Source organism: Clostridium sp. 29_15 (assembly GCF_001916075.1).
Lineage (GTDB): Bacteria > Bacillota > Clostridia > Clostridiales > Clostridiaceae > Clostridium > Clostridium lentum.
This window is the reverse complement of the sequence record NZ_MNRT01000037.1, coordinates 102,670-129,012: the sequence shown is the minus strand read 5'-3', so window position 1 is coordinate 129,012 and position 26,343 is coordinate 102,670. Positions and strand designations below refer to the sequence as shown.

The 26,343-nt window shown below is 29.1% G+C and carries 25 protein-coding genes and 1 tRNA gene; 7 read left to right on the top strand and 19 right to left on the bottom strand.

What is annotated here, in order from left to right; translation table 11 throughout:
- Positions 1-202 precede the first annotated feature (202 nt).
- Positions 203-1,141 carry an L-lactate dehydrogenase gene (locus BHW04_RS09110; protein ID WP_302631968.1) on the top strand — a complete coding sequence of 313 codons (939 nt, stop codon included), beginning with the start codon at positions 203-205 and terminating at the stop codon, positions 1,139-1,141.
- A gap of 58 nt (positions 1,142-1,199) precedes the next feature.
- Here BHW04_RS09110 and nifJ read toward each other — a convergent pair whose 3' ends face one another.
- On the bottom strand, positions 1,200-4,718 hold the full coding sequence (gene nifJ, locus BHW04_RS09105; protein ID WP_302699412.1) for a pyruvate:ferredoxin (flavodoxin) oxidoreductase: 3,519 nt from the start codon (positions 4,716-4,718) through the stop codon (positions 1,200-1,202).
- A 218-nt stretch (positions 4,719-4,936) separates the two neighbouring features.
- On the opposite strand from nifJ, the gene BHW04_RS09100 reads away from it, so the two are divergent.
- Positions 4,937-5,012, top strand: a tRNA-Met gene (locus tag BHW04_RS09100).
- Positions 5,013-5,051: 39 nt separating this feature from the next.
- On the opposite strand, the gene BHW04_RS09095 is transcribed toward BHW04_RS09100, so the two are convergent.
- The 5 genes from BHW04_RS09095 to BHW04_RS09075 all read right to left on the bottom strand — a co-directional run bounded on the left by BHW04_RS09095 (position 5,052) and on the right by BHW04_RS09075 (position 10,132).
- Positions 5,052-6,707, bottom strand: a complete 1,656-nt coding sequence (locus BHW04_RS09095) for a sensor histidine kinase (protein ID WP_302699411.1) — start codon at positions 6,705-6,707, stop codon at positions 5,052-5,054.
- Between the two features lie 226 nt (positions 6,708-6,933).
- The gene (locus BHW04_RS09090; protein ID WP_022213095.1) at positions 6,934-7,557 is read right to left on the bottom strand and encodes a cyclase family protein; all 624 of its coding nucleotides are present in this window, start codon (positions 7,555-7,557) and stop codon (positions 6,934-6,936) included.
- 170 nt (positions 7,558-7,727) lie between these two features.
- Positions 7,728-8,174, bottom strand: coding sequence for a dUTP diphosphatase (locus tag BHW04_RS09085; RefSeq protein WP_022213096.1), 447 nt, complete (start codon positions 8,172-8,174; stop codon positions 7,728-7,730).
- Between the two features lie 103 nt (positions 8,175-8,277).
- Complete coding sequence (locus BHW04_RS09080; RefSeq protein WP_022213097.1) at positions 8,278-8,715, bottom strand: hypothetical protein; 438 nt, start codon at positions 8,713-8,715, stop codon at positions 8,278-8,280.
- 127 nt (positions 8,716-8,842) lie between these two features.
- Positions 8,843-10,132: a uracil-xanthine permease family protein gene (locus BHW04_RS09075; RefSeq protein WP_302699410.1), complete on the bottom strand. Its 1,290-nt coding sequence runs from the start codon at positions 10,130-10,132 to the stop codon at positions 8,843-8,845.
- Between the two features lie 383 nt (positions 10,133-10,515).
- Between BHW04_RS09075 and BHW04_RS09070 the strand changes: the two genes are divergently transcribed.
- Positions 10,516-11,241 carry a polysaccharide deacetylase family protein gene (locus tag BHW04_RS09070; protein ID WP_186834557.1) on the top strand — a complete coding sequence of 242 codons (726 nt, stop codon included), beginning with the start codon at positions 10,516-10,518 and terminating at the stop codon, positions 11,239-11,241.
- A gap of 129 nt (positions 11,242-11,370) precedes the next feature.
- On the opposite strand, the gene BHW04_RS09065 is transcribed toward BHW04_RS09070, so the two are convergent.
- From BHW04_RS09065 to BHW04_RS09035, 7 genes are all read right to left on the bottom strand, one after another.
- Positions 11,371-12,753, bottom strand: coding sequence for an MATE family efflux transporter (locus tag BHW04_RS09065; protein WP_302623448.1), 1,383 nt, complete (start codon positions 12,751-12,753; stop codon positions 11,371-11,373).
- Positions 12,754-13,001: 248 nt separating this feature from the next.
- Entirely contained in the window at positions 13,002-13,184 is a 183-nt protein-coding gene (locus BHW04_RS09060) for a DUF4250 domain-containing protein (RefSeq protein WP_302699409.1), read from the bottom strand.
- A 246-nt stretch (positions 13,185-13,430) separates the two neighbouring features.
- Positions 13,431-14,300 carry a tRNA 2-thiocytidine biosynthesis TtcA family protein gene (locus tag BHW04_RS09055; RefSeq protein WP_186834555.1) on the bottom strand — a complete coding sequence of 290 codons (870 nt, stop codon included), beginning with the start codon at positions 14,298-14,300 and terminating at the stop codon, positions 13,431-13,433.
- Positions 14,301-14,452: 152 nt separating this feature from the next.
- Positions 14,453-14,797 carry a BRCT domain-containing protein gene (locus BHW04_RS09050; protein WP_186834554.1) on the bottom strand — a complete coding sequence of 115 codons (345 nt, stop codon included), beginning with the start codon at positions 14,795-14,797 and terminating at the stop codon, positions 14,453-14,455.
- Between the two features lie 120 nt (positions 14,798-14,917).
- Entirely contained in the window at positions 14,918-16,558 is a 1,641-nt protein-coding gene (locus BHW04_RS09045; RefSeq protein ID WP_302699408.1) for a site-specific integrase, read from the bottom strand.
- Positions 16,559-16,636: 78 nt separating this feature from the next.
- Positions 16,637-17,374, bottom strand: coding sequence for a metallophosphoesterase family protein (locus BHW04_RS09040; RefSeq protein WP_022213107.1), 738 nt, complete (start codon positions 17,372-17,374; stop codon positions 16,637-16,639).
- Between the two features lie 38 nt (positions 17,375-17,412).
- Complete coding sequence (locus BHW04_RS09035; RefSeq protein ID WP_302699407.1) at positions 17,413-18,282, bottom strand: hypothetical protein; 870 nt, start codon at positions 18,280-18,282, stop codon at positions 17,413-17,415.
- A gap of 162 nt (positions 18,283-18,444) precedes the next feature.
- Here BHW04_RS09035 and BHW04_RS09030 point away from each other — a divergent pair, with 162 nt between their 5' ends.
- Positions 18,445-18,600 (top strand): hypothetical protein, encoded by a 156-nt coding sequence (locus BHW04_RS09030; RefSeq protein ID WP_022213109.1) that lies wholly within the window; start codon positions 18,445-18,447, stop codon positions 18,598-18,600.
- A 56-nt stretch (positions 18,601-18,656) separates the two neighbouring features.
- On the opposite strand, the gene BHW04_RS09025 is transcribed toward BHW04_RS09030, so the two are convergent.
- The 3 genes from BHW04_RS09025 to pepV form a co-directional block, all read right to left on the bottom strand.
- Entirely contained in the window at positions 18,657-20,006 is a 1,350-nt protein-coding gene (locus BHW04_RS09025) for an FAD-dependent oxidoreductase (protein ID WP_302699414.1), read from the bottom strand.
- Between the two features lie 103 nt (positions 20,007-20,109).
- The gene (pepT, locus tag BHW04_RS09020) at positions 20,110-21,324 is read right to left on the bottom strand and encodes a peptidase T (protein ID WP_302699406.1); all 1,215 of its coding nucleotides are present in this window, start codon (positions 21,322-21,324) and stop codon (positions 20,110-20,112) included.
- Positions 21,325-21,348: 24 nt separating this feature from the next.
- Positions 21,349-22,752: a dipeptidase PepV gene (gene pepV, locus BHW04_RS09015; protein WP_302699405.1), complete on the bottom strand. Its 1,404-nt coding sequence runs from the start codon at positions 22,750-22,752 to the stop codon at positions 21,349-21,351.
- Between the two features lie 243 nt (positions 22,753-22,995).
- On the opposite strand from pepV, the gene BHW04_RS09010 reads away from it, so the two are divergent.
- Genes BHW04_RS09010 through BHW04_RS09000 form a run of 3 tightly spaced genes read left to right on the top strand, consistent with a single transcriptional unit; the run spans position 22,996 to position 24,107 of the window.
- Positions 22,996-23,265, top strand: a complete 270-nt coding sequence (locus BHW04_RS09010; RefSeq protein WP_022213113.1) for a spore coat associated protein CotJA — start codon at positions 22,996-22,998, stop codon at positions 23,263-23,265.
- Positions 23,265-23,525, top strand: a complete 261-nt coding sequence (locus BHW04_RS09005) for a spore coat protein CotJB (RefSeq protein ID WP_022213114.1) — start codon at positions 23,265-23,267, stop codon at positions 23,523-23,525. Before BHW04_RS09010 ends, BHW04_RS09005 begins: the two co-directional genes overlap by 1 nt.
- 3 nt (positions 23,526-23,528) lie before the next feature.
- Positions 23,529-24,107 carry a manganese catalase family protein gene (locus tag BHW04_RS09000; RefSeq protein WP_022213115.1) on the top strand — a complete coding sequence of 193 codons (579 nt, stop codon included), beginning with the start codon at positions 23,529-23,531 and terminating at the stop codon, positions 24,105-24,107.
- Positions 24,108-24,314: 207 nt separating this feature from the next.
- On the opposite strand, the gene BHW04_RS08995 is transcribed toward BHW04_RS09000, so the two are convergent.
- The 3 genes from BHW04_RS08995 to BHW04_RS08985 all read right to left on the bottom strand — a co-directional run bounded on the left by BHW04_RS08995 (position 24,315) and on the right by BHW04_RS08985 (position 26,253).
- On the bottom strand, positions 24,315-24,905 hold the full coding sequence (locus BHW04_RS08995) for a zinc-ribbon domain containing protein (RefSeq protein WP_441294423.1): 591 nt from the start codon (positions 24,903-24,905) through the stop codon (positions 24,315-24,317).
- Positions 24,906-25,025: 120 nt separating this feature from the next.
- The gene (locus tag BHW04_RS08990) at positions 25,026-25,613 is read right to left on the bottom strand and encodes a GNAT family N-acetyltransferase (RefSeq protein ID WP_302699404.1); all 588 of its coding nucleotides are present in this window, start codon (positions 25,611-25,613) and stop codon (positions 25,026-25,028) included.
- Entirely contained in the window at positions 25,606-26,253 is a 648-nt protein-coding gene (locus tag BHW04_RS08985; RefSeq protein WP_302699403.1) for a DUF2935 domain-containing protein, read from the bottom strand. The genes BHW04_RS08990 and BHW04_RS08985 overlap by 8 nt, the downstream gene beginning before the upstream one ends.
- Between the last annotated feature and the right edge of the window lie 90 nt (positions 26,254-26,343).

The window sequence follows — 26,343 nt, the reverse complement described above, 5'->3', positions numbered from 1 at the left end:
AAAGGAAGTTTTAATTGATAAAACTTTCGATTTATAGTATAATTCTTGTGTAAAATTTTTTTCAAAAGCATAAAAATATTTTACCATAAATCTCAGACTTATGGAGTTTGAGATTTATTTTTTTAACAAAAATGAGCTGTGCACTAATTATTTAGTGCGACAGCTCCATATGGCTATTACTATTATAAAGGAGTGTTTATTAATGAGTAAAATATCTATAATTGGTGCAGGTTCAATTGGTGCGACTACAGCCTTTGCTCTATTACAAAAAGGAGTTGCCACAGAAATAATCCTTAATGATATAAATCAAGAAAAAGCTTTAGGTGAAGTACTGGATCTAATACATGGAAGTTCCCTTTGTAAACCTTGTAAGATTTCACTGGGAACCCTTGAAGATACAGCAAATTCAGACATAATTATTATAACTGCTGGTTTAGCTCAAAAACCTGGAGAAACAAGATTAGATTTAGTTGATAAAAACTATAATATATTTAAAAACTTTATTCCAACATTAGCTAATCTAAGTCCTAATTCTATACTTTTAGTTGTTTCAAATCCTGTAGATATACTAGCCTACATGACATATAAGTTATCTGGATTCCCTAAAAACAGAGTTATTGGCTCCGGTACTGTTCTCGATACTGCTAGACTAAGAAGCTTACTTGGAAAATACTTCGAAATTGATGGTAGAAATGTTGAAGGATATGTACTTGGTGAGCATGGTGATAGTGAATTTGTTGCTTGGTCAGAACTATCTATCGGAAATATTCCTGTTAAGAGCTTCTCAGAACAGTTTAATATAGAATGGGATAAAGAAACGGAAAATGTTATTGCTACAGATGTAAAAAATGCAGCATATGAAGTTATCAATAGGAAAGGTGCTACTGCTTTTTCAGTTGCCCTTGCACTAGTTAGAATAGTTGAAGCATTTTTAGGTGATGAAAAATCTATCCTTACAGTTTCCACACTACTAGAAGATTACCTTGGCGTAAGCAATGCTTACTTAAGTGTTCCTACTATTGTTGGAAAAAATGGTATTGAAAAAGTTCTTGATATTTCATTAAGCGATGAAGAAAAGGTAAAATTCATCAATTCCGCTAACTTAATGAAAGAATATATAGATAGCATTGATAATAAATAGCTGTATTAAATACTGGTAGTAAATAATAAAGCATAGCTTTTTAGCTATGCTTTATTATTTAATTTATTTCTGATAGTTTCTTATACATACCATATCTTCTAATAGCATCTTCTTTAGTTCTTGCAAACAATTCTTCTGCCAATTCTGGATATACCTTAGCTAAAGCAGAATATCTTACTTCTCCCATTAAGAAATCATTAAATAAATCATAATTTGGTGCTTTAGAATCTAAAGTAAATGCAGGCTTTTCTCCTACCACATCTGGATTATATCTATATAACTGCCAATATCCACAAGCTACTGCCTTCTTTTGTTCACCTGGTGTATTACTCATTCCTGATATAATTCCATGGCTTATACATGGAGCATAGGCAATGATAAGTGATGGTCCTTTATAGTTTTCAGCTTCAGTGATTGCTTTCACTGTCTGATTCATATCAGCACCTAAACATACTTGTGCTACATAAACATAACCATAAGTTATTGCCATTAAGCCTAAATCTTTCTTTCTTATTCTCTTACCTGCTGCAGCAAATTTTGCTACTGCTGCTGTTGGTGTTGACTTTGATGCTTGCCCTCCTGTATTAGAATATATTTCTGTATCCATTACTAATACATTAACATCTTCTCCACTGGCAAGTACATGATCTAATCCTCCATAGCCAATATCATATGCCCAACCATCTCCACCAAAAATCCATTGTGACCTTTTAACTAAGAATCCTTCATCTTTCTTTATGGCATTAGCTATTTCACTATCTTCATTTTGTAAAACTGCTTTAACTTTTTCAGCTCTTTCTCTTGTTCCTTCACTTTCATCTTTATTTTCAAGCCACTCTCTTAAAACAGATTTCACTTCTTCACTCATATCACTTTCTAGAGCTTTTTCAACATTACTTGCTATTCTTTCTCTTACAGCTTTAACTCCTAAATACATTCCAAGTCCATACTCTGCATTATCTTCAAATAATGAGTTTGCCCATGCAGGACCATGACCATTTTGATTCTTTGAATACGCTGTAGCAGCTCCTGCTGCAGCCCATATTGATGTACATCCTGTAGCATTAGCTATCATCATTCTATCACCAAATAATTGAGTTACAAGTTTAGCATATGGAGTTTCCCCACATCCTGCACAAGCACCTGAGTATTCAAGCAATGGCTGTTCAAATTGACTTCCTTTAACTGTAGCTTTCTTCATAGGATTTGCTTTATTTTTAACCTTATCTGTAGCATAATTCCAAGGTTCTATTTGATCATGCTGAGTTTGTTGTGGTTTCATTATCAATGCTTTTCCTGGTGCTGGACAAATTTCTGCACAATTTCCACATCCTACACAATCTAAAGGACTTACCCCTATTGTAAAATACTTAAGTTCTGGATCTTTAACTCCTTTAGCATTTAATACTTTAAAATCTTTTGGTGCATGTTCTCTTTCATCTTCATTTAATAAAAATGCTCTTATTGTTGCATGAGGACATACAAATGAACATTGGTTACATTGTATACAGTTTTCAGGAATCCATTCAGGAACATTTACAGCAATACCCCTCTTTTCAAATCTAGTGGTTCCTGATTCAAATGTATCTCCTGCTCCAGTTTCCACAAATTTTGAAACAGCTAGTTTATTACCTTGTAATTTATTTATAGGATCGCATATTTCTCTATAGAAATCTGTTAAATGTTTTTCTGTTTTTTCTTCTTTATCCTTTGCGTCTTTCCATGAATCTGGAGCATTTATTTTTTTTACTGAATTAATTCCTGCATCAATAGCAGCAAAATTCATATTCACTACTTTTTCGCCTTTTTTACCATAAGAAGTTACAACTGCTTCCTTTAAATATCTTATGGCATCTTCTACAGGTATTATATTTGCTAGTTTAAAGAATACTGATTGCATAATCATATTTATTCTTCCACCAAGGCCTATTTCCTGAGCTATCTTAACGGCATTAATTGTATAAAAATTAATATTATTTTCAGCTATGTAACGTTTTAAGCTTCCTGGAAGCTTTTCTTCCAACTCTTCTTCATTCCAAATAGTATTTAAAACTAAAGTACCATTTTTCCTTAATCCTTCTACTATATTATATGAAAATACATATGATTGATTATGACAAGCAATATAGTGGGCTGAATCTATTTCATAATGTGACTTAATAGGTTTATCTCCAAATCTTAAATGGGAAATAGTTATACCACCTGATTTTTTAGAATCATATGAAAAATAACCTTGAGCATACATATCAGTATGATCCCCAATTATCTTAATGGCAGTCTTATTAGCACCAACTGTTCCATCTGAACCTAATCCCCAGAATTTACAAGCAGTAATACCTTCTGGTGTTACATCAATATTTTGTACTTCATCTAAAGATGTATATGTCACATCATCATCTATTCCTATGGTAAACCTATTCTTTGGATTATCCTTGCAAAGATTTTCATATACAGCTGCAATATGTGATGGATATGGATCTTTAGAACCTAATCCAAATCTTCCACCAACTACTACTGGTGCATCTTCCATTTCACTTACTGCCTTAAGTACATCTAAATATAAAGGCTCACCTGAAGCTCCTGGTTCCTTTGTCTTATCAAGTACAGCTATTTTCTTAACAGTCTTAGGAATTTCAGCTAATAATTTTTCATAACTAAAAGGTCTATATAATCTTACTTTTATCAAACCAACCTTTTGACCTTTATCCATCAAGTAATCAATGGTTTCTTCTATTACTTCTGTTACAGCTCCCATTGCTATTATTATTCTATCTGCATCTAATGCTCCATAATAATCAAAACAGTGATATTCCCTTCCTGTAATATGTTTTATCTTATCCATGTATTCCTCTACTATATCTGGTATAGCATCAATATATTTATTGATTGATTCACACATTTGAAAATATACATCTGGATTCTGATTTGTTCCTCTTATAACTGGATGATCTGGATTTAATCCATATCTTCTAAATCTTTCTAATGCTTCTTGGTCTATAAACCCTTCTAGATCTTTACTTTCAATCACCTCTATCTTTTGTAATTCATGCGAAATTCTAAATCCATCAAAAAAGTTTATAAAAGGCATTTGTGCTTTTATAGCAGATAAATGTGCAACTGCTGATAAATCCATAACCTCCTGCACAGATCCTTCACAAAGCATTGCTATACCAGTTTGTCTCGCTGCCATAACATCTTGATGATCTCCAAAAATACTTAATGAAGATGTGGCTATAGCTCTTGCTGCAACGTGAACAACACCTGGAAGTCTTTCTCCTACTAGTTTATATAAATTTGGAATCATAAGTAATAATCCTTGAGATGCTGTATATGTAGTCCCAAGAGTTCCTGCTTGCAAAGCTCCATGAAGTGCTCCAGCTGCCCCTGCTTCAGATTGCATTTCAACAACTTTTACAGGTTGACCAAAAATATTTTTTCTTCCTTTAGCTACCCATTCATCAACATGTTCAGCCATAGGAGATGAAGGAGTAATAGGAAATATTGATGCTACTTCAGTAAACATATAAGATATATGGGCAGCTGCTGTATTTCCATCCATTGTCTTCATTTTTCTCATTATCAGTTCCTCACTTTCCTTTCTTCACTATATAATTATTTTTTATCAAATTAAAATTAATATACCTTCATAGTATTTTTATTATTTAGTTAACTATGCAATTATCTTTTATAAAATTTTCTTTATGTTATAATAAAAAAATTATATATAGTTGACTTTTAAAAATTATAGGCATATAATTAAATTATACCTCAAGTAAACGTTTAAATATATGATGTCGCGGGGTGGAGCAGTCGGTAGCTCGTCGGGCTCATAACCCGAAGGTCATAGGTTCAAATCCTATCCCCGCAACCAAAAAAGAAGTTTAAAACATTTAAACTTCTTTTTTTAGTATTAATATAATTCATATATATCTGAAAATTCTATATTTATTTTTTGTACCAATGGTTTACTTTCAGCATCCATTACTTTATTATAAACATCTAATTCTTCATCAATTTTAATATTAGGTAATTTAACAACAAATTCACTGCCTTTAGAAACTTTTTCTAAATATACTTCTCCATCATGTAACTCTACTAATGACTTAACTAAAGCTAATCCTATACCGCTTCCTTCTTTTTTTCTATTAAAGGACTTATCTTCTTGAACAAATCTATTAAATATTTTTTCTCTAATATCCTCTGAAATTCCAATACCATCATCTTTAACCCTAATAAAAACATACTTCTCATCAGCTTCAATAAAAACCGAAATATTGCCATTATTATCAGTAAATTTAATAGCATTAGATAATAAATTTAATATTACCCTTTCCATACTTTCAGGATCACATCGTATTTTTAACTCTTCTATATATGTATCAAAAACTATATTTATATTCTTTGATTCCACATATGGAACAATTGATAATGTAATGTCTTCTACTAAACTTACAATTTCACAATTAATAAATATAAGCTTCATATATCCAGAATCAATTTTAGTCATATCCACAAGATTATTTACTAACCGCAATAGTCTATAACAATTTTGTTTTAATGTATGCTCATATTTATTATAAGCATCACTTAAAGATTTTTCACCATTTTTTTTATTTATATCCAATAATTGAATACAAGAATAAATTATATTAATAGGAGTTTTTATTTCATGAGACAAATTAGCAAAAAATTGACTTTTAGCTTTTTCTATTTCCTTTATTTCTTTATATTTTATTTTTAGTTCATCAAAACCACTTACTTTATTATTTAAACTTATACTTTCCTCAATTTTCCTTATAACTTCTATATATAATCCAATTAATAATATAGTATAAGCAATTAATGTTAACATTTTATTATATTCTAAAATCTTGTCACTATACTTAAAAAATATATCAAAATTAAATATCCTTCTAATTGTAAATATACTAATAGTTGTTATAAATATTGTATATATAAACTTATTTTTTCGTATACATCTTATTGACAATAATATTAGTAGTATAAAATAGTAAATTAATATACTTCCTTGAAAAATATTCCACAAAATTTTATTATTGCTTATTAAAATATAATTTACATTAAATTTCACCTCTATAAATGTAACAACAAAGTTTATTATCATTGCTAAAATAATAGATATTCTCTTATTTTTAAGAATTTTATTGGCATATTTACCTTCATTAAAAATTGCTATTGTAAGTAAAAAAACTCTAAAAACAAAAGTAAATGTTATTAAATGTTGTGTTAATACATTATAGCTATTAATAAAATTCACATAAATATATTCAATTAAAATACTTACATATGATAATGTTAATATAAAAAATTCATTATTTCTATACATATAATAGTATAATATGCAAGTTGGAATAGCTATTATCCCTATAACTATATTAATTGAATTCAAGTCTTCAAGTATAGGCAAACTATTTATACTATTAATGTCTATTATCTGTATTCCTAAGATAGCACACCCTAAAAAAATAATTGTAGTAAATAGCATGTACATAATATGTTTTCTGTTTTTATCTCTATAATCCATTTGTTCACTCTTTAAAATCATATAGCTATAATCTCTTTCCCATCAATATTTATTTCTAATAATAACATAAATTGTCTAATTATGCTACATTTAAATATAGTAATATTTTCAATACTAGCTAATAATAGTTAAGTGAATGTTTTATTGATTTAGATGAAATATTATAATTAGATTACACAAGGAAATATATTTTATCCTATTTTTTCATACTTATTTTACTTTTCCCCCCATATGCTTTTTCCTAAAATTAATACCCCTGATATTGAGCAAAGGCTCTAACCAAGCTAGCTTCTGCATTAATTTTTAATGGTTGAGCAAAAACTTCAAACTTTTCAACATATACTAAATCTTTTAAATTTGTTATGTTTTCTAACAATGCAATATCATTCTTTAAAAGTATCTTATGAATATTGTATGGATGTTTATCAGGAGAAGGAGCATCAATTCCTATCATTTTTATTTTCTTAACTACTAAAAATTCAGCAAATTCCTCACTTATCACTGGATGATCTTCAAAATAATCATCTTGACCAAACTTACTGCTACATCCAGTGTAAAATAAAACTATATCATTTTCCTTAATCTTTTTATAGTATTCTTCCTTTAAATTGATAATATCTTCTCCTACTACGTTAATTAATACACCGTTTCCAATAAATCTGTCCAGCGGATATTCACTTATATATTTGCTATTTTCACACATATGCATAGGTATATCTATATGAGTTCCTACATGCAGTCCTGTACTTATATTATAAGCAGTATAACCGTCCTTTTCCAAATCTGCTGCTTGTTTAATACTAAAACTTTCATCTCCAGGATATACCTTTGTATCATTATCTATTATTTGAGTTAAATCAACATACTTCATAAGTTTATATCTCTCCTTCTAAAAGCTTTTATTTTTTCCTAATTTTACCACATTATTTATTATAAGACAACAATTGACTTTGTTAATATTTACATAAATTTAAAATTATGCTTTATATATATCACTAAAGGGTTTATATTAAAAACTTTTAATATAAACCCTTTAAATATCTATTTTACCCCCGTAGTTCCAAATCCTCCACGATCAGAATTTCCAAAGTTATCAACTTCTTCAAGCTCTATTTCTGGCATTACTTCCATAATTCTAAATTGACCTATTTTATCACCTTTTCTTATCCAAGTACCATTCTTTTCATTGTCTTTTCCTTGTAGGCAATATACTGGCATATGCCATTGATCATTATCTCCTATATATGTATCATCAACAACCCCTACACTGTTTGTTTGAATTATTCCCCATGTTTTAAAAGTTGAACTTCTTGGTGCTAAATGTCCTTCCCATCCTTGTGGTAATTCTAAAGCAAAACCTAACGGTATCATCTCTCTCTCATTTACAGGTACAAACACATCTTTATTGGCATAAACATCAATCCAATTACCTTTGCTTATCTTTTCCAATTTCCTTGCTTCTTCAAAATATTTAATTCTTATCTTCATATTTTAATCCTTTCTTTTGTACTATATTCAAATCCTTTTTTATATAGTATCATATATTTTATTGGGATGATAGGATATAATTACAAACCTATCATCTCATTTATCATTTCCTTATCTTATTAATTACAAGAACAGTTTCTTCCTGATTTTCCTCATCTATTGTAACTTCATTCCATTCCATATATGTCGGTTTCTGAAAAAATCTTCTATCTACAATAGCTATCACTCTATAACTACCTTTTTTCAAATTTACAAAAGTAACTTGGCCTTTTTCATTTGTTAATTTTGATGAAATAAGCCTCGGTGAAATTCCATTTAACATGTACAAATTTATTTTACTAGAAGATATTAACGTTCCATCTTTACTACCTAATTTAGATATAACATTTATCTTCCCTCTAATATCTACATTTTCCTTTTTATTATTTTCTACCGGCTCTACCTCATAACTTTCATAAGTTACTATATTTTCTTCAGTGATATTAGGTACTATCTCTTTATCGTCTATACTTCCATAATCATCATCTATTTTAATTTTCATCTTCACCTCTCCTTTTATCATATATTGACATAATATGCTTAAATCCTAATTTTGTGATAAAAAATTAAAATTCACTATAAAGACAAAAAATGAGGCTTAGTTTTAACCAGCCTCATTTCTAATAATACTATTTATTTTTTCTATATGTTAAATTCATAACTTGATTTAAAATAACACCAACAATTCCTGCTAAACTTAATCCTGAAATACTAACACTGCTTGTTACTCTAATTCCTATAGGAGTACTTAAAATATTTCCTGATAAACCAATAAATAATATGGCTATAATTATTATTATATTTTGAATATTCATCTCAACTTTTTCTCTTTTTATTGTTTGCACTCCAACAATAGCTATCATTGAAAATAGAATCAAACTTATTCCACCCATAACTGGGCTTGGCATAGTTACTATTACTGCTCTAAATTTACCTATAAAGCTTAATAGTATTGCAAATACTGCTGTTATTCTTAATATTGAAGGATCATAATTTTTAGTTATTGCAAGTACTCCTGTATTTTCTCCATAAGTAGTATTTGCTGGTCCTCCAATTAGTCCTGCTGCAAAAGTTGCTAATCCATCTCCTAGCATTGTTCTATTTAAACCTGGATCTTCAATAAAGTTTTTTCCTACTACTTGACCATTGGTTGTTATATCTCCAACATGCTCCATAAATACTGCTAATACTACAGGAACAATTATTAATATAGCTGATAAATCAAACTTAGGAAGAGTAAAATTTGGTACTGCTAGAAGTGCTGCTTCTGATATAGCTCCTGTTTCAACTATTCCCATAGCATATGAAATTCCATATCCTACAACTACTGCTATTAATATTGCTACCTGCTTTAACATTCCTTTGCCATAATGTTTAATTATTAAAGCTAAACCTAAAGTTACAGCTGCTATTAAAACATTTCTTATTGCTCCTGTTTCTCCGCCTAACAATCCATTAACTCCAGCATTTTTTAATGCATCTGGAATTAAATTAAGTCCTATAACCATTATCATTGGTCCTACCACTTGTGCTGGTAATACTTTTCTAATTTTATCTACACCAATCTTCTTAATTATAAAAGATAATATTACATAAATTAGCCCTACTGTTACAATTCCACCTTGTGCATATCTTAAATCTCCATATTCTTTTGCCACCACTTGAATTACTGGAATAAATGCAAAAGATGATCCTAAGAATACTGGAACCTTTCCTTTTGTACAAAGATGAAATATTAATGTTCCAAGCCCTGCTGAAAACAATGCTACTGCTGGATCTAACCCTGTTAATAAAGGTACTAATACTGTTGCTCCAAACATTGCAATAAGATGCTGAAACCCTAATATGCCCTTAAAAAATCCGTTTCCAACTTTCGCTTTCTTTAAATCCTTACTTATTTCTTCTGTAAATTGCACCATATGTGGTCACTCTCCTCTTAATTTAATATAACAATGTTACTTGTCTTAACTAGCTAAAAGCCAATTTTCTTAAGGAGAAACTCTATTTCTCCCTTTATAGCCTCTCTGGACTATTATTAAAGGTATTTACATCAAAAAAGCTCCTTACCTGGTCGGTAAGAAGCTATAGATATCACAAAAAAACATAGAATACCACTATATGCTACTTTCCGACCTCTCTGGATCGCTTTAAAGATAAATCTTAAACTAATTATACATAGATGCTTTACTTTTTGCAATGCTAAATCACATATTTTTCTACTTTATTTTAATATTATTCGGAAATACTATAAATATGATTAATTTAATTTTTTACTTCCTATATTTTGAAAGGAGACTTTTTTATGTGTAATTTTTTTAAAAAAACATCATTTTTCTTGTTGTTTCTAATGTTGATTGCTCCTTTTTTTAAGGTGAGATGTGAAGAATGTTCCCTAGAAGAAGAAAGTAAGAAAACCGTCTATCTTACCTTCGATGACGGTCCTGGAGGTAAAGTAACCCAAGAAGTCTTGGACACTTTACAAAAAGAAAATGTTCCTGCAACTTTTTTTATAATTGGTAATCAAGTCTGCGGACAAGAAAATATTATCTTACGAATGAAAAATGAAGGTCACAGCTTAGGACTACATAGTTTTTCTCATGATAGAAATATTTTGTATAGAAGTAATGGTGATTTCATTAATGAAATGAAAAAATGTCAAGATGAATTATTTAGGGTTACAGGGGATTACTACACTATTTTAAGATTTCCCTTTGGTAGCAATAATAGTACCTATAAATTAACTAAAACCATGGTTGATTGTGTACATCAAAACGGCTTCACTATTTACGATTGGACTCAAGATACATTAGATGGCGCTAACCCTAATTCTCCTCCTGAACAAATTTTAAATAGAGCTATTTCTACTAAAGATACGGTGGTAATTTTAATGCATACTTCAAATATTAATATTAATTCTGCCAAAGCTCTTCCTAGTATAATTAAGTATTATAAATCTCAAGGATATATATTTAAAAAAATAACTTCTCATACTGATGAAATTTATAAAATAACAAGACCCAACTGTTAGTTTAATGATGAGTGATGAATTAATAAATAAACTTTCTTAAATAGAGTTTAGAAAATATTATTTATCAGAAACTTTTTAAGTTTCATTATTAATTCATCATTAATTCATTATTAACTAAATTGTGACAATTTAACTAATTGAATTAACGCAGCTACATTCACTGTTTAATTTCTTAAAGGACTTTAGTACCATGAAATAAAAGGCTATAACTAAAAGTATTCCTTTCACCACACTAGAAAGACTTATACTCCACCAGACTCCATCTACACCTAAAGCTAAGCTACTTGCAAGAATTAAGGCTGCTGGCACTCTTAATCCTGTAAAAATTGTACTTATAACAGATGGAATCATAGTTTTTCCAACGCCAAAGAATGCTCCAGTAGTAGTTATTTCTAAACACATAAATACCTGTGAATATCCTAGTATCCTTAAATAATCTGCTCCCTGCTTTATTACTTCAGGTTCATTTATAAATAAGGAGAATAACCATTCACCACCAAATATCAACAATCCAGTAGCAAATATTCCAAGAATAGATGATAGCATTAATGTTTTCTTGTAACCTTCTTTTACTCTTTCATATTGACCTGCTCCATAATTTTGTCCTACAAAAGCTGTTAAAGCAGCTGAAAAACCATCTGCTGTCATCCATGAAATTGATTCTATTTGTGAACCTACCTTCTGTACTGCTATAGGTGTTGCTCCCCATTCTGCAATTATTCTGCCTATTAGCATTGCAAAAAATGAAAATAAACAATTTTGTGTTGCTGAAGGAGTTCCCCACTTAATAATTTCTTTAGCACTATTTTTTTCTAAATATTTAAAGCTCTTTCTATTTATCCTATAACCCATTTTATAAAATACATAAATAAATATTAATGTTACCATAACTTGTGACAATACTGTTGCAAATGCTGCACCTTTTACTCCCATTGCTTTAAAAGGACCAATACCAAATATCATCACAGGATCTAATACTATATTTATAATTAAGCCTATTGTATTTACTTTAAAGGGAAGTTTGCTATTACCTGAAGCAGTTATTATCCCTGTAAATTGAGGATTCAAAAAAGCACAAATCATCCCTAATGATACAATTACCAAATAGTTTGTTGCCATAGATATTATTTCTTTATCTCCTAATTTAAAAAATTCAATTAATACATCCTTAAAAATAAGTAAAAATGCTGTATATGCTATTGCAATTATACTACACATAAAAATACTTGTATGTATATATATGTCCTTCTTATTCTCATCTTTTTTTCCTATAGCTTGAGAAACCCCTACTTGTGCTCCAGTTTTTGTAATCATAACTAAAGAATTGCCAAACCAAGTAAAAAAGCTTGCAGTACCTACTGCTGCAACTGCTGCACTTCCAACCTTACCAATCCACATCATATCCACTAAGCTATACGCCATTTGAATAAAAGATGTACCTAAGATTGGTATTGATAGTGTTAATAATGTTTTAAATATATCACCTTTCACCAAATCAACAGTTTTTTTCATAAGCTCCTCCTTTATTTTTTTACAAAAGAAAAAGACGAAGTTCGCCTTTTTATTAGGTATTTATCTAATTATCCTCTTCTTTTGAAACTCTCTTTTTATCATCTAATATTATTTTTACTAAGGCTGTTGATGCTGCAACTAAAGCCGCCAGTTTCAAACTTTTTTTTAATTTCATTTTATGTTTCACCTCACCTATATAATATTAAATACTCTTTCACAATTATACTCTTTTATTCTTATAGAGTAAATTATTTAAATTGATTTAATTGAGTATTATATTCATATCCTGCTTTTGATAGCTTCTTAATCAATTCATCTTTATCTATATCTGCATCCTCACAATACTGGTCTAAACTATCATAAAAATCTCTTAACTTCATATTTACAATACTAACTAATATATTAGAATCCATATCTAATAAACTACTCATAAATTTTTCCTCCTATATCTAATTATATATTAATAAAAGCTGCCAAAAAAGGCAGCTTCCACCATTATACTAGAATTACTAAGCTTAGCTTCATTTTATTTTTCCTTACCTACTGAATTAACTTCTGGTACTCTAGCAGCATCATTTTTTTTATGCCCTTTATAACGCTCATGTTCCCAACTTGCTCTTTGATCTTTCTTTGCCATAATACCACCTCCAATAATAGTATTGATATTATGGATATTTTTATTCTAAAGGATTTTCTGGATCTAAGAATGAATATTTCTCTCCATCCTTTTCCCATCCTAAAATTGAATTCATATTTACATTTGTTGCTGACTTAAATATTGATTTATCTACATCTTTAAAATTCTTCTTTAATTCAGCTATCATATCCTTTATTTCATGTCTCTTATTACCAATCTTCTCTGCTGCAACCATGCATGCACAGTTTAATGGCCAAAGACCTGTATATCTGATAAATCTCTTTATATACTCTTCTTCCACAAGATAAAGTGGTCTTATAAGTTCTATTCCTTCAAAATTATCTGCTTGAAGTTTTGGTAGCATGGTTTTGAAATTACCTGCATATAAAACATTTAGCATAGTAGTTTCTATTACATCATTATAATGATGTCCAAGAGCTAACTTGTTACATCCAAGTTCTCTTGCCTTATTATATAATGACCCTCTTCTCATTCTTGCACATAAATAACAAGGATAATCTTTTGCCTTTTCATCAATAATTTCAAAAATTCTTGATTCATATATATGTACAGGAATATTTAAGTGTTGGCAGTTTTCCTCTAATAGTTCTCTTATTTGAGGATGATATCCTGGATCCATAGCTATGAACTCTAGTTCAAATTTTGTTTGTCCATGCTTTTGAAGTTCTTGGAATAACTTTGCCATAAGAAGCGAATCTTTTCCTCCAGAAATAGCTACTGCTATTTTGTCTCCTTCCTCCACTAACTTATACTCTTTTATTGCTTTAATAAATTTAGACCATATAGGTTTTCTATATTTCTTTACAAGACTTCTTTCAATTTCTTCAAGAGTCTTCTTTTCCTCTTCTGGTACTATTCTTGGGCATCCTTGTCCTGCTATACCGCTCATACTATCACCTCATATTTAACTTATGTTTAACTTTTTATCTTAAAAATCCTTTAATTCACTAACTTAAATTATTTTACTTAATTTATTTCATAAAAGCAACTCTATAATTATTGGTGAACATCACCATCTCTTTCAATATTCATAAGCTCCTGCTATATATTTAATATATCTAAGCTTAATTCAATTTCTTTAATATCATTTTCTTCATCTTTTCCCATTAATATATTATAAAAATCATCACAACTTATTATTTTACATCCCATTTTTTTTGCTTTTATAAGCTTTCCGCCAGGCTTCTCTCCAACAATTAATAGAGTTGTTCTACTAGTAACAGTACTTTCAACTTTTGCTCTGCAGTTTCTTGCAAATTGAGCTAACTCCCACCTTACTGTAAAACCTCTTCCGGTAAAAACCACAACTTCATTCTCTAATGTTTTTCTGCCTTCATCATAATTAAAATTTCTAGAATCTACTCTATCAATCATTACTTCTGTCATTCCTCTTAGTTTATTTTAATATATTTATATATTATCTAAATATATTTATAAAAGCAAAATTTAATTTATTTCTGGCAATACTTTTAAAAATAAAGGAGCTTTGTTTACAGCTCCTTTTAACTATCCTAAATATTCCATATATTTGAGAATATATTTATCTTTATTCTTCATAGTTTCCTTTATTTTATTTTTTTGAAAATTACTTATAAAACCTTCATCATATAAAAAATTAAAATAATGACTAAGAGCATAAATTTGTGCTTTTATGCTACTTACACTGGTGGCACAAGTAGAAATAAACCATTCTCCTAAATACCTATCAACCATCATATTATCAATTTTCTTAAGTTCTTCTTCACTTTCATAACATAAAAAATCACATATAAACAACTCTATATTTCTACAATATAAAAGAGCTGTTTTTTCCTTAAGTCTCTTTTCTTCAATAAGATACTTGGCAAATTTATTAATATGTTCTTCTGCAAAATAATATAGTTCATCTTCCTTATCATTAATTATGTTCATAAATTTATGAATTATATTTTCATCTTTGCCATATAACTCCTTACATTCTTTATATTTTTCAAGTACATCTCTTTTTTCGTGTTTTGCTTGCTTCACAAATTTTTCCACATTATTCATATGGAAGTTAGATTCTTTATTTTCTTTTATCTTTTCACCATACATCTTTAATAGTTCTAAACCTAACTTAGTTAAGTTATGACCTATTTCATCATTAAAAACATTGGCAGCTTTTTCAAAAAAATCATTACTTTCCTTAAGACCGCATATTATTTCTTCAATTAAAAATGTTCCTAAATATGTTGGTGCTAACAATCCTAAATAATATGAAAATACTGTAGTAAAATAAATATCAAAATACACTCTTATTTCTGTACCCATTATAAAAGCACCTACATTATCACCCATAAGTACCTGTGCAAACTTTATAGTTTCTAAAATATTCTTATCTTCTGTAAGTTGGTCTATATTTTCAATAAAATTATTGGCAAAAGGTAATAATTCATCTATAAACCTATTAAAATCCTCTTCTTTTATGTCATTATTTAAAAATTCTATTATCTGCTTTCTTGTTGCTTTCTTTTGAACATTATTAATATTATTTATATTTCTCATGGTTATGTTAATGGTTGCTTGGAAAATCCTATTTAATTTCTCCTTATTCGACAACATCTTAAAATCTATATAGCTTCCACTCACTTGAAAACATTTACAGTTTATTGCTCTTATTTCTTCAATAATATTTAGTTCCTGACATAATTGAACTAGATAATTTACATAATACAAACTTTGAATTGTAAACTTTCTAACTACACTATCACTAATAGTTAAAATTTTTTCACATTGATTTTGAAATATTATTGAAGGATTAGCTACATTCATCAACATATCTATATCATTAATAATAGGATGTTCCTCTAAACTACAATATTGAAATTCTACATGAAGATTTAAGTTATTATCCTTTACATCATAAAGTAATACAGGTAAAATTACATAATTGCCTGGAAACCTTTGTTGAACTATACTATTAATTAAATAATTTGGAGTTATATATGTTTCATTTATCATAGAAGAAAAGAGCCAGTTTCTAAAAATTTCATCCTTTATTTTTAATAATTCTTTCTTTTCTTTGTTTTTTAGAAGATCATACTGTTCTTTAAATTCATTAATAAAATCTAAAAATAATTCCTCTATATAAGCATTATTTTTTATATATTCAATTACCCCTGATTTCATAAATTTAACTCCTTTTGTAAGATTATTATTTTACTAATTATTATTACCAAAGTTAAATAATATAAATCATAAAGATAATTACAATCTCAAAAATTTTCCACTTCTAATTTCTTTTATGAAAATATCTAAATCTGGTATTTGCTTTTCTATTGCTTCTGCTATTACTTTCTCATTATCATATTTTACCCTTCTGAAGTTTACTCCAAAAGAAGCCTTCTCCTTAAAGCCATATTCCCCTTCAAGTATTACATAAGAAGCCATTGGTATATTATCATAAGGACATCCTACACTCCCTACATTAAACAATATCTTTCCATCCTCAAGATAGTCAATAAACGCACCATGAATATCTCCATATCCAACAATATCAGATTTAATCCCCTCATTATCTAGCCTGCTGATTTTAGGAATATCAAACATTTTTAACTTTTCTTCAATTTCAAGATTAGGATACATTCTTAAATACACATCTTCACTATGAGCATGAAATAACCTAACAAATCTTCCACTTAAATAAAATCCTACAGATTCTGGTAAACCTCTTAAGTATTGTAGTCTCTCATCACCTATCCTATCTAAATACCACTTATTTCTTTCCTCCATTTTATGAGAAAGAAACTTATCCCAATTTCCAGCCACTACAATATCACATTTATATCTACAAAAATCTATAACTCTTTTACAGCTTGGGCCCTTACCAACTAAGTCCCCTAGACATATTATCTTATCTATATCATTTTTCTTTATATCATCAAATACAGCTTCTAAAGCTGGCATATTTCCGTGAATATCAGATATTATTGCTATTTTACTCAATTTATACTCCTCCCCAAAATATATTTTTAAATATATAATTATTGTTTAGTTTTTATATCTATCATTTGTTCAACTACTCCATATAATTCCTCATTAAATATAGATAACTTATCATATAATTCTGTTATATCCTTTTCTGCTTTTAAAGAAAATTCTTTTCTTTTTTCAATATCATCTAACCCTAAATTTGCAAGCTTCATCATCTCACTATCAACTACACATATATTCTTTAAAGCTCTTATATTTTCCTTATCAAAAGTATCTTCTAAAGCTCTCTTTAATTCACCTTCTTTTATATTAGCAAGAGTGATATTAAATTCATCTATAGTCTTATTAATCCATTTTATATCATCACTTTTTATATACGCATCATTGCTATTATAGAATCCATTTCCTTTTTCATCTTCTTTGAATGCCCCACTTATTATATCTTCAATTATCCTATTAATCTTTGAGTAATAGCTCATAAATATTATTTCTATCTTAGTAAACTCATAACCTTTATATGCTGAATCTCCTTCCGTAAATAAATTATCTCTTAATTCATCAACTATATCACTATCTATAGTTAAAAAACCTGTACTAAAATTTCCTGATTCAGCTCCTATAAAAGCAGCCCTTTCTGTCATTATTATCTTACTATTTTTATCTAAATTAAAGCTACTATTTATTTTATTGATTCTTTTTATATTTTCACCTTTTATAGTATCAATATCAGATATTACTGTTATTTTCCCCTTTAAAGACTTTAATGAATCCATAAGCTGAATATTTCTCTGACCCTTGCCAAAAGCCATTATGTAAATTTCTTTGGCTTCCTGTAACTTACCTAATATGTATTTATAGCAACATTCATCACTAGACTGTACAACTTTATAGTAATCACTTATATTTGTTTCAAAAATCATATTTTTGACCCCTTTCTTTTTTGCTTTTAAAAATATTGTATTACTTTTTGTAAAAACTATCTATATTTTTATAAATATCATTTATTACCTAATTTTTTTATTTATTTTACTGTTCATTTCAACTAAAATATTATACATAAAAATAAAAAGAGGTAATTAAAGATGAAAATTGAAAAAAAAAGCTCTAATGCTTCATTGATTTGTCCAATTTGTGGCGATACAATGAAGGATTTCAATTATGCATATGATAATAAGCAATATGGTAAAAATTATTACAAATGTGACACATGTGGTCATAAAGAATGCATTGTCAAATAATTTTTTCATAAAAACCAGGGATAAAATTCATTAAGAACTTTTATCCCCTTTTCTTTTTATAACCTTATGGACTGTTCAAAATCAAAAAAGTTATATGGATCATATTTCTCTTTGATTTTTCTTAATTTTTCTTTAAACGGACCATAATATTCATCTTCATAACTATCTAATTCCTTTAAAGGGAAATTAATAAATGAACCTTTAGTCATCGTCTTTAATAGCCTAAACTTTTCCAACATCCATTTTTTATTTTCTGGAGCATACTTTTGCTCTTCCCATAATACTTGGAAGCCCATTATTGCTTCAGCATCTCTATAGTAAAAACTAGTATTCTCTTTAGGTATTTCTTTTATTACTCCTCCTAGCCCATAAAAAGACACTGCTGCATATTCAGCTGACTTAGGTATATCTGAAATAACATCCACCATCTTAATTATTTCCTCTTCACTATAATCATCATATACAAATCTTCCAGATGACTTATATTTTTCATACTCTGGATGACTATCTTGAATTTTTCTATTGGCTTCAAGAACAGTAATATATTCCAGATTAAAATCACTATTTATTCCTATATCTTTAAATGGTTTTAAAGCTTCCATAGTCTCTTTTTCATTACCATAAAACAGCCCTGTAATTTTTATCCCAGTACCTTTATGCATGGAATTATATATGGCAGTTTTTAAATTAAGCCTTATATCTAAGCTCTTAAATTCCTTTTGCCAAAGCTTAAATATTAGAACCTTTTCATCAATAGTTAAATTAGGATAATCTATATTTATCAAGGTAGCCTTATTAATTTTATGAGGAAGTTTAAATTTCATAGCAGTAACAATACCAAAATTCCCTCCACCACATCCTCTAAGTGCCCAGAACAAATCACTATTAACCTTTTTATCAGATAATATTTTTTCTCCTTTATAATTAATGAGCTCCACTTGTAAAAGGCTATCAATCCCTAATCCTAAAAGCCTACTAGAATATCCCCAACCTCCACCTAAGGTAAAACCAACTACCCCGACTGTTGGACATCCTCCTCCTGGAAATGGATAGCCGGCACCACAAACAGCTTCATAAAGTTCTCTATTTCTTACTCCACCTTCTATGGTAACTGTTCTTTCTTCTTCATTTATGTATATTTTATTCATTAAGCTTATATCTATTACTAAGATATCATTACCATTGGAAAGTCCCTCATAATGATGTCTTCCGCTTCTTATCCTAAAAGGTAATTTTTCTCTTGCTGCAAAGGCCATAGCCTCTATTATTTCATCCTCATTTTTACAAAAAACTATTGCTAACGGATATTTTTCTACTCCTCTATTCCAGCCTTGCCTTTCTTCTTCATAAGCAAAATCATCTTTGGTAATGACTTTTCCTTTTAATTTTGCAAAATCCACCTTCATTCTCCCACCTGCTTTACCTTTAGATTTCTTATAAAAAAAGCCTCCTGAAAATGGCTGCAATCTTTCCTCTACTGCAGCCATTTAAATTTGGCTTAATTCATAACTATTTAGCGTAATTTTTTAAGATTTCTACTATTATATCTGTACATATATCCATGCCTTCAACAGTTATATGTTCATACTCACCATGATAAGCAAATCCACCTGTACCTAAGTTAGGACAAGGTAATCCCATATAGCTTAATGTAGCTCCATCAGTACCACCTCTTATTGGCTCAATTATTGGCGTTACATTTAAAGTCTTCATAGCAGCTATAGCATTATCTATTAAATGCATACATGGCTTAACATGTTCTGCCATATTCTTATATTGATCTGATATAGTAATTTTTACTGTGCCTTCTCCATATTTTTCATTGATTAACTTTTCAGCTAATAATAATGTTGCTTTTTTGGCTTCTAGCTTGCTATTATCATGATCTCTTAAAATATAGCTCATTTTAGCATAATCAGTATTACCATTAAAACTCTCCAAATAATAGAATCCTTCATAACCTTCAGTATGTTCAGGTTTTTCACATGATGGAAGCATTCCATTTAACTCTATACCTACGTTTACTGCATTAATCATGGTATTTTTTGCACTTCCAGGATGCACAGAAACACCATGTATTTCTATTTCTGCTACCGAAGCATTAAAGTTCTCATAAGAAATCTCACCTTCCATACCTCCATCTATTGTATAAGCAAAGTCTGCTCCAAAGTTCTTCACATCAAAATGAGCAGCACCTCTACCAACTTCCTCATCTGGTGTAAAGCCTACACATATCTTTCCATGAGGTATATTTTCATTAAGTATTCTTTCACAAGCTGTAAGTATTTCTGCTATACCAGCCTTATCATCTGCCCCTAAAAGTGTATTTCCATCTGTTGTTATAAGTGTTCTTCCCTTTAATTCTTTTAAATGCGGAAATTTACTAACTGATATAACAGTGCCATTTAATAAAGTAATATCTTCACCGTTATAATTTTCTACTATTTGTGGATTTACATTTTCTCCTGGAGCCGCTGGTGCAGTATCAAGGTGTGCTATAAGCCCTATTGCTTTTCTATCTTCATATCCTTCAGTTGCTGGAATATATCCATATACATAGCACTTATCATCAACTCTTACGTCTTTTAATCCTAATTCTTTCATTTCTTCCACCAACATATGTGCTAAATCAAATTGTCTCATTGTTGATGGCACAGTTTGAGATTTTGGATCAGACACAGTATAAACCTTAACGTATTTTAACAATCTTTCATATGCTTTCATAATCAATCTCTCCTTAACTATATTCTAGCTGCAAAGTTGAATTATTGCTTCAGTAAATATCTTAGCACTTAAAATCAATTCATCTACTACGGCAAATTCATCATCACCATGCATATTATTATCAGTTCCTGGCATTGTGCATCCAAATGCCACACCATTTTTTAAATTATGGACATATGTTCCTCCTCCAATGGCAAGACACTCTCCCTTTTGACCGCTATATTTTTCATAACATCTTAAGAGTGTTTGAACAAATTCTGAATTTTCATCAACATGATGTCCTGGTAAAACTTCACATGGCTCTAAAATGATACCATTATCATTTAATTTTTTTGCCACAACATCTCTTAAATTTTTATTAGTAGCACAAAGTGGTGCTCTACAATCAAAAGTTCCTTTTAAGGAAGTCATATTATATTCAAAGATAGTAAATGATAAAGTAAGTTCTCCTGATACTTCATCACTCATATTAACGCCTAAGGCTTTACCTTTATAATCTCCATGTGGAAATAATTTATTTACAGCACATAATCTTTTAAATCCTTCACTTTCTGCAAAAGGTATTTCACATAATAATTCAAGCATAGCAGTAAGTGCATTATTACCACTTTCAGGATAAGCTGCATGTGCTCCTGTACCTCTTATATTAATTACACATTTATTATCTTCTTCTGTAATTTTATATGTTATACCTAAAGGTAAAAATTTTCTTTCACAATAGCCTAAAAGCTCATTGTAACTTATACCTTCTATCACTGCAGAAGCTCTGTCTGGAATAACATTCACCTTTACTCCTGAATTTATAGAAACTATTCTTGGAAGCTTTTTATCTTCTTCAAATTCTGCTATAAATTTTGGCTTAAAACTTCCCTTTTCAACATTTATAAGCGGAAAATCTGCATCTGGAGAAAAAGTCATAGGTGCTTCTTCTTCTCTATCATAATAATACTTTATATCTGAACTTCCACACTCTTCATCAGTTCCAAGAATAAGCCTCACATTCTTATTTAAATGAATATTTAAATCCTTTACTGCCTTCATAGCATATAAGGCTGTTACCGCAGGCCCCTTATCATCAGAAGCACCTCTTCCATAAAGCCTTCCATCCTTTATTATAGGTTCAAAAGGCTTTGTTACTGTCCATTCATCACTTACTGGTACTACATCTAAGTGTGCTAAAATATCTAATGCCTTTTCTTTTTCATTAAAGTCTACTGCTCCTACATAATTTTCATAATTTTTAGTGACAAATCCCATAGAAGCTGCCATACTTAATGCTTCTTCTAAAACCTTAGCAGGTCCTTCACCAAAAGGCATCCCATCTTTAGCTTCACCTTTATCACTCCTTATTTTTATAAGCTTAAATATATCATTAATCATTTCATCCTTATGGATATTGAAATATTCTTCAATTTTATCTTTATACACCTTATGCCCTCTCTTTCTAAATAAAATTATATTACTATTTTAATACTTTATTATTCTTATTTCTATAACTATCCTAAAGATTCTTTCTTAAAGGGAAAGTTTATATTTCATTATTTTCCCATAACTAAAAACACTCTTATTATATCGACATTTATTTATCTACTTTTTATTTTTTAACACTTTTTCTCTTTTTATTGCATAATATTATCTTGTACAATATTTATTAATGAAAGGATATATATCATGTACTTTTATAGAAAAGACGATTGTATAAAATGTAATGATTGTATGAATGATCCTTGTGATGCTTCTTGTAACACAGCCTGTAATCCAAAAGTAAATTGTTATGAATCTTATAAAGTATTTGCTCCCAATATATATGCAAAACCTTATATTACTTTACAGCCTTATGAACATTTATTTAATTTAAGTGATGCTTTTTATGCTGGCACTATTTTTAAAGATCTTTATAGCCCTTATTGCGATGTAAAATATGTTAAGGGGGTTAAATGATGGATAGAGAAGATTTATTAAATAATATTAGAAAAATGTTATTTTATTGTGTTGATTTAAATCTTTATACTGACAGTTTCCCATGTTGCGAAAAATCCACTGAAGATTATGAAATAATGTCTTCAAAATTAAAAAAAGCAATTTATGAATACGAACAACAATATGGTCCTTTAATTAATTTCGGATTAGCTTATATGCAAAATCCTAAAGCTTGGATAGATACCCCTTGGCCATGGGAAAAATGTAAGGATGGTGAATAATATATGTGGTGCTATGTAAAAACTCTTCAATATCCTGTTAATTTAAAATGTTCAGATTTAAGTATGGCAAAACTTCTTATTACTCAATTTGGTGGCCCTGATGGGGAGCTATCAGCAGCTCTAAGATATTTAAGCCAAAGATTTTCTATGCCTACCAATAAATCTAAAGGTATGCTAAATGATATTGGCACAGAAGAAATGGCCCACGTTGAAATAATTGCCACAATGGTTCATCAAATAATGGAAAACTCTACAATAGATGAAATAAAAAAAGCAGGTCTTGCTGGCCATTATGCAGATCATGGTAAAGGTGTGTATCCTACAGATGCTACAGGTAATCCTTGGAGTGCTACCTTTTTTCAATCTAAAGGTGATGTAATAGCTGATTTACATGAAAATTTAGCTGCAGAACAAAAAGCTCGAGCAACATATGAATGGCTTTTAAATTTAACAGATGATTACGAAATCAAAAAAATTCTGGGATTCTTAAGAGAAAGAGAAGTAGTTCATTATCAAAGATTTGGTGAAACACTAATGCACGTACAAGAGAATCTCTCTCATAAAAATCCAAATTGTAAATAAAACAAACTAGCTATCACAGATAGCTAGTTTTTATGTTATATATTTCAAAATATGATAATAATAAGAATATCAAATATTATAACTAAAATATATTAGAAATCAAAATTGGTATGGCAAAAAATATCAATGCTTTTAATATATTATCTTTTACAAGATTTACCCTCATATTAAACTTTCCCCTTAAGCTAAAATTCCACCTCTTTATTTCTATTGTCTATTATAATATTCAATTCCATCAGATGGCTTAAAATATGTTCTTATATATCCATCTTTTGATACAAAGACAATTTCATTATTCTCTGCATCATAATATATATCATCTCCGTCTTCTGCTTCCTGCTTATGTTTAGAAGAAGCTGAAGTTACTACTTCATTAGCCCCCTCTAAATAATCTTCTTTTGTTGTATAACCAAATTCACCACCATGCTTTAAGAAATGCTCCTCCCATAAATTATCATTACGGAATTCTAAAACACCATCTGCTTTTTGGCTTTGTAGCACACTTCCTATGTTTAAGGCATCAAAATTTATATTAAATACCTTACCTATAAATGATAAAAGAAGTACTACTGCCACTATAATAATATTTCTAAATTTTTTACTTTTATTCTTACTGTTAATCCTTTGGATATTAGTCTCTTTTATACTCTCTTTTTCATTATTATTTATATTGTTATTTTTCTTTCTACATTCACTACATCTCTTTGGCAGATTAATACCCTTATCATTATAAAATTTTATTTCTGAATCTGTCAGTGTAAATTCCTCTCCACATTGTTTACACTTTCTTTTATCCACTATGTACCTCCACTTATCTTCATTTTTTACATTAATCATATATTTTCTTAACAAATTTTCAACTAAAACTAGTACATCTTTTTATTAAAAGCAATAAAAATCCCCTCTTAGATTTACTATCTATACAGCAAAAATACCTAAATCATTCCACATTAATTTTTCAGAATTTGATTTTATACCATCAAAATTATCTATAAAATCTTTGTAATGCATTGCTCCAAGTTTTTCATATAGAGTTTTAGCCCTATCATTTCCTTTAACAATACATATACTCATATTTTTATATCCAGCATCTAAGGCATATTTTCCTACAGTATTTATTAAACTTGTACCAACACCTTTTCCTCTAGCAACTTCTGCTACATGTAAAGAATCTAAATACCAACATTTCACTTCAGTATCATCTACCTTAGATGCAACAAAGCCTAAAAAGTCATGTTCTTCATAGGCAACAAATATTTGCTGTCCTCTTATACATAAATATTCTGACCATTTTTTACTTATATTTTCAACTGTTAAATTATCTAAATAATTTTGAGAAAGTATTCCACTATATGTTTTTCTCCAATTTTCAATATACAGTGTACTAATTTTTAATATATCACTATCATTTGCTTTTCTAATTATCATAAAAAACCTCTTTTCAAAAATATTCTTTTTTCCAATTATAGCTAGTACATATACTAAATTTGCTTTTTCATCAAACACTCTCAACCCACTTTATATAAATTAATTTGGCTGTCTCAATCAATGTATCACTTACAATAGTGGTACTGGTAGCTTCATTAATATCAGATGTTTTTTTCATTAACTCTTTAAATTTCTTAGCAAACTTATCAGCAGAATTTATGAGCTTTTCTTCACTTGGATCAAGCATCCCTCTAATAAACATGGCATGCTCCATGAAGATTTCATTCCAAAATCTCTCTACTTTTTTAATTTTATATTGCTCTATATCAATATTATTTTCAAGATCTTTTATATTCTGCTGGTACTTTTTAGCCTCTTCTATTATATGTTCAAGCCTCATAGGGTAATTAGAAGTAAATAGCTTACAGCTAATCACTTCTTCTAAAACCTTCTCTTTAAAGCATATTAACTTGTCTAGCATCTTTATAGCCCTGCAATTTAAATTCTTTACACAATCTGAAGTCTTCACATCAGCTATTTTCTTATTTTTACATTGAAGATGACTTTCCATTAAAGTTATCTTGCAATTAATCTCTAAGCCTGTATAATACTTTGTTTTCTTTTCAGCTTCTAAAAACAATAAGTGCTCTTTCATTATCCTTCCCCAAAAAAGATGTAGTTCCAGTGACTGCATGACATATTCTTCTCTACTTATCATATTTTTGCTCCATATAAGTTTTTTATATTATGCTATAAAAAATTTAATTCTATTACTTACCTTGCTCTTCCATCAGCCATCTGGTAATTT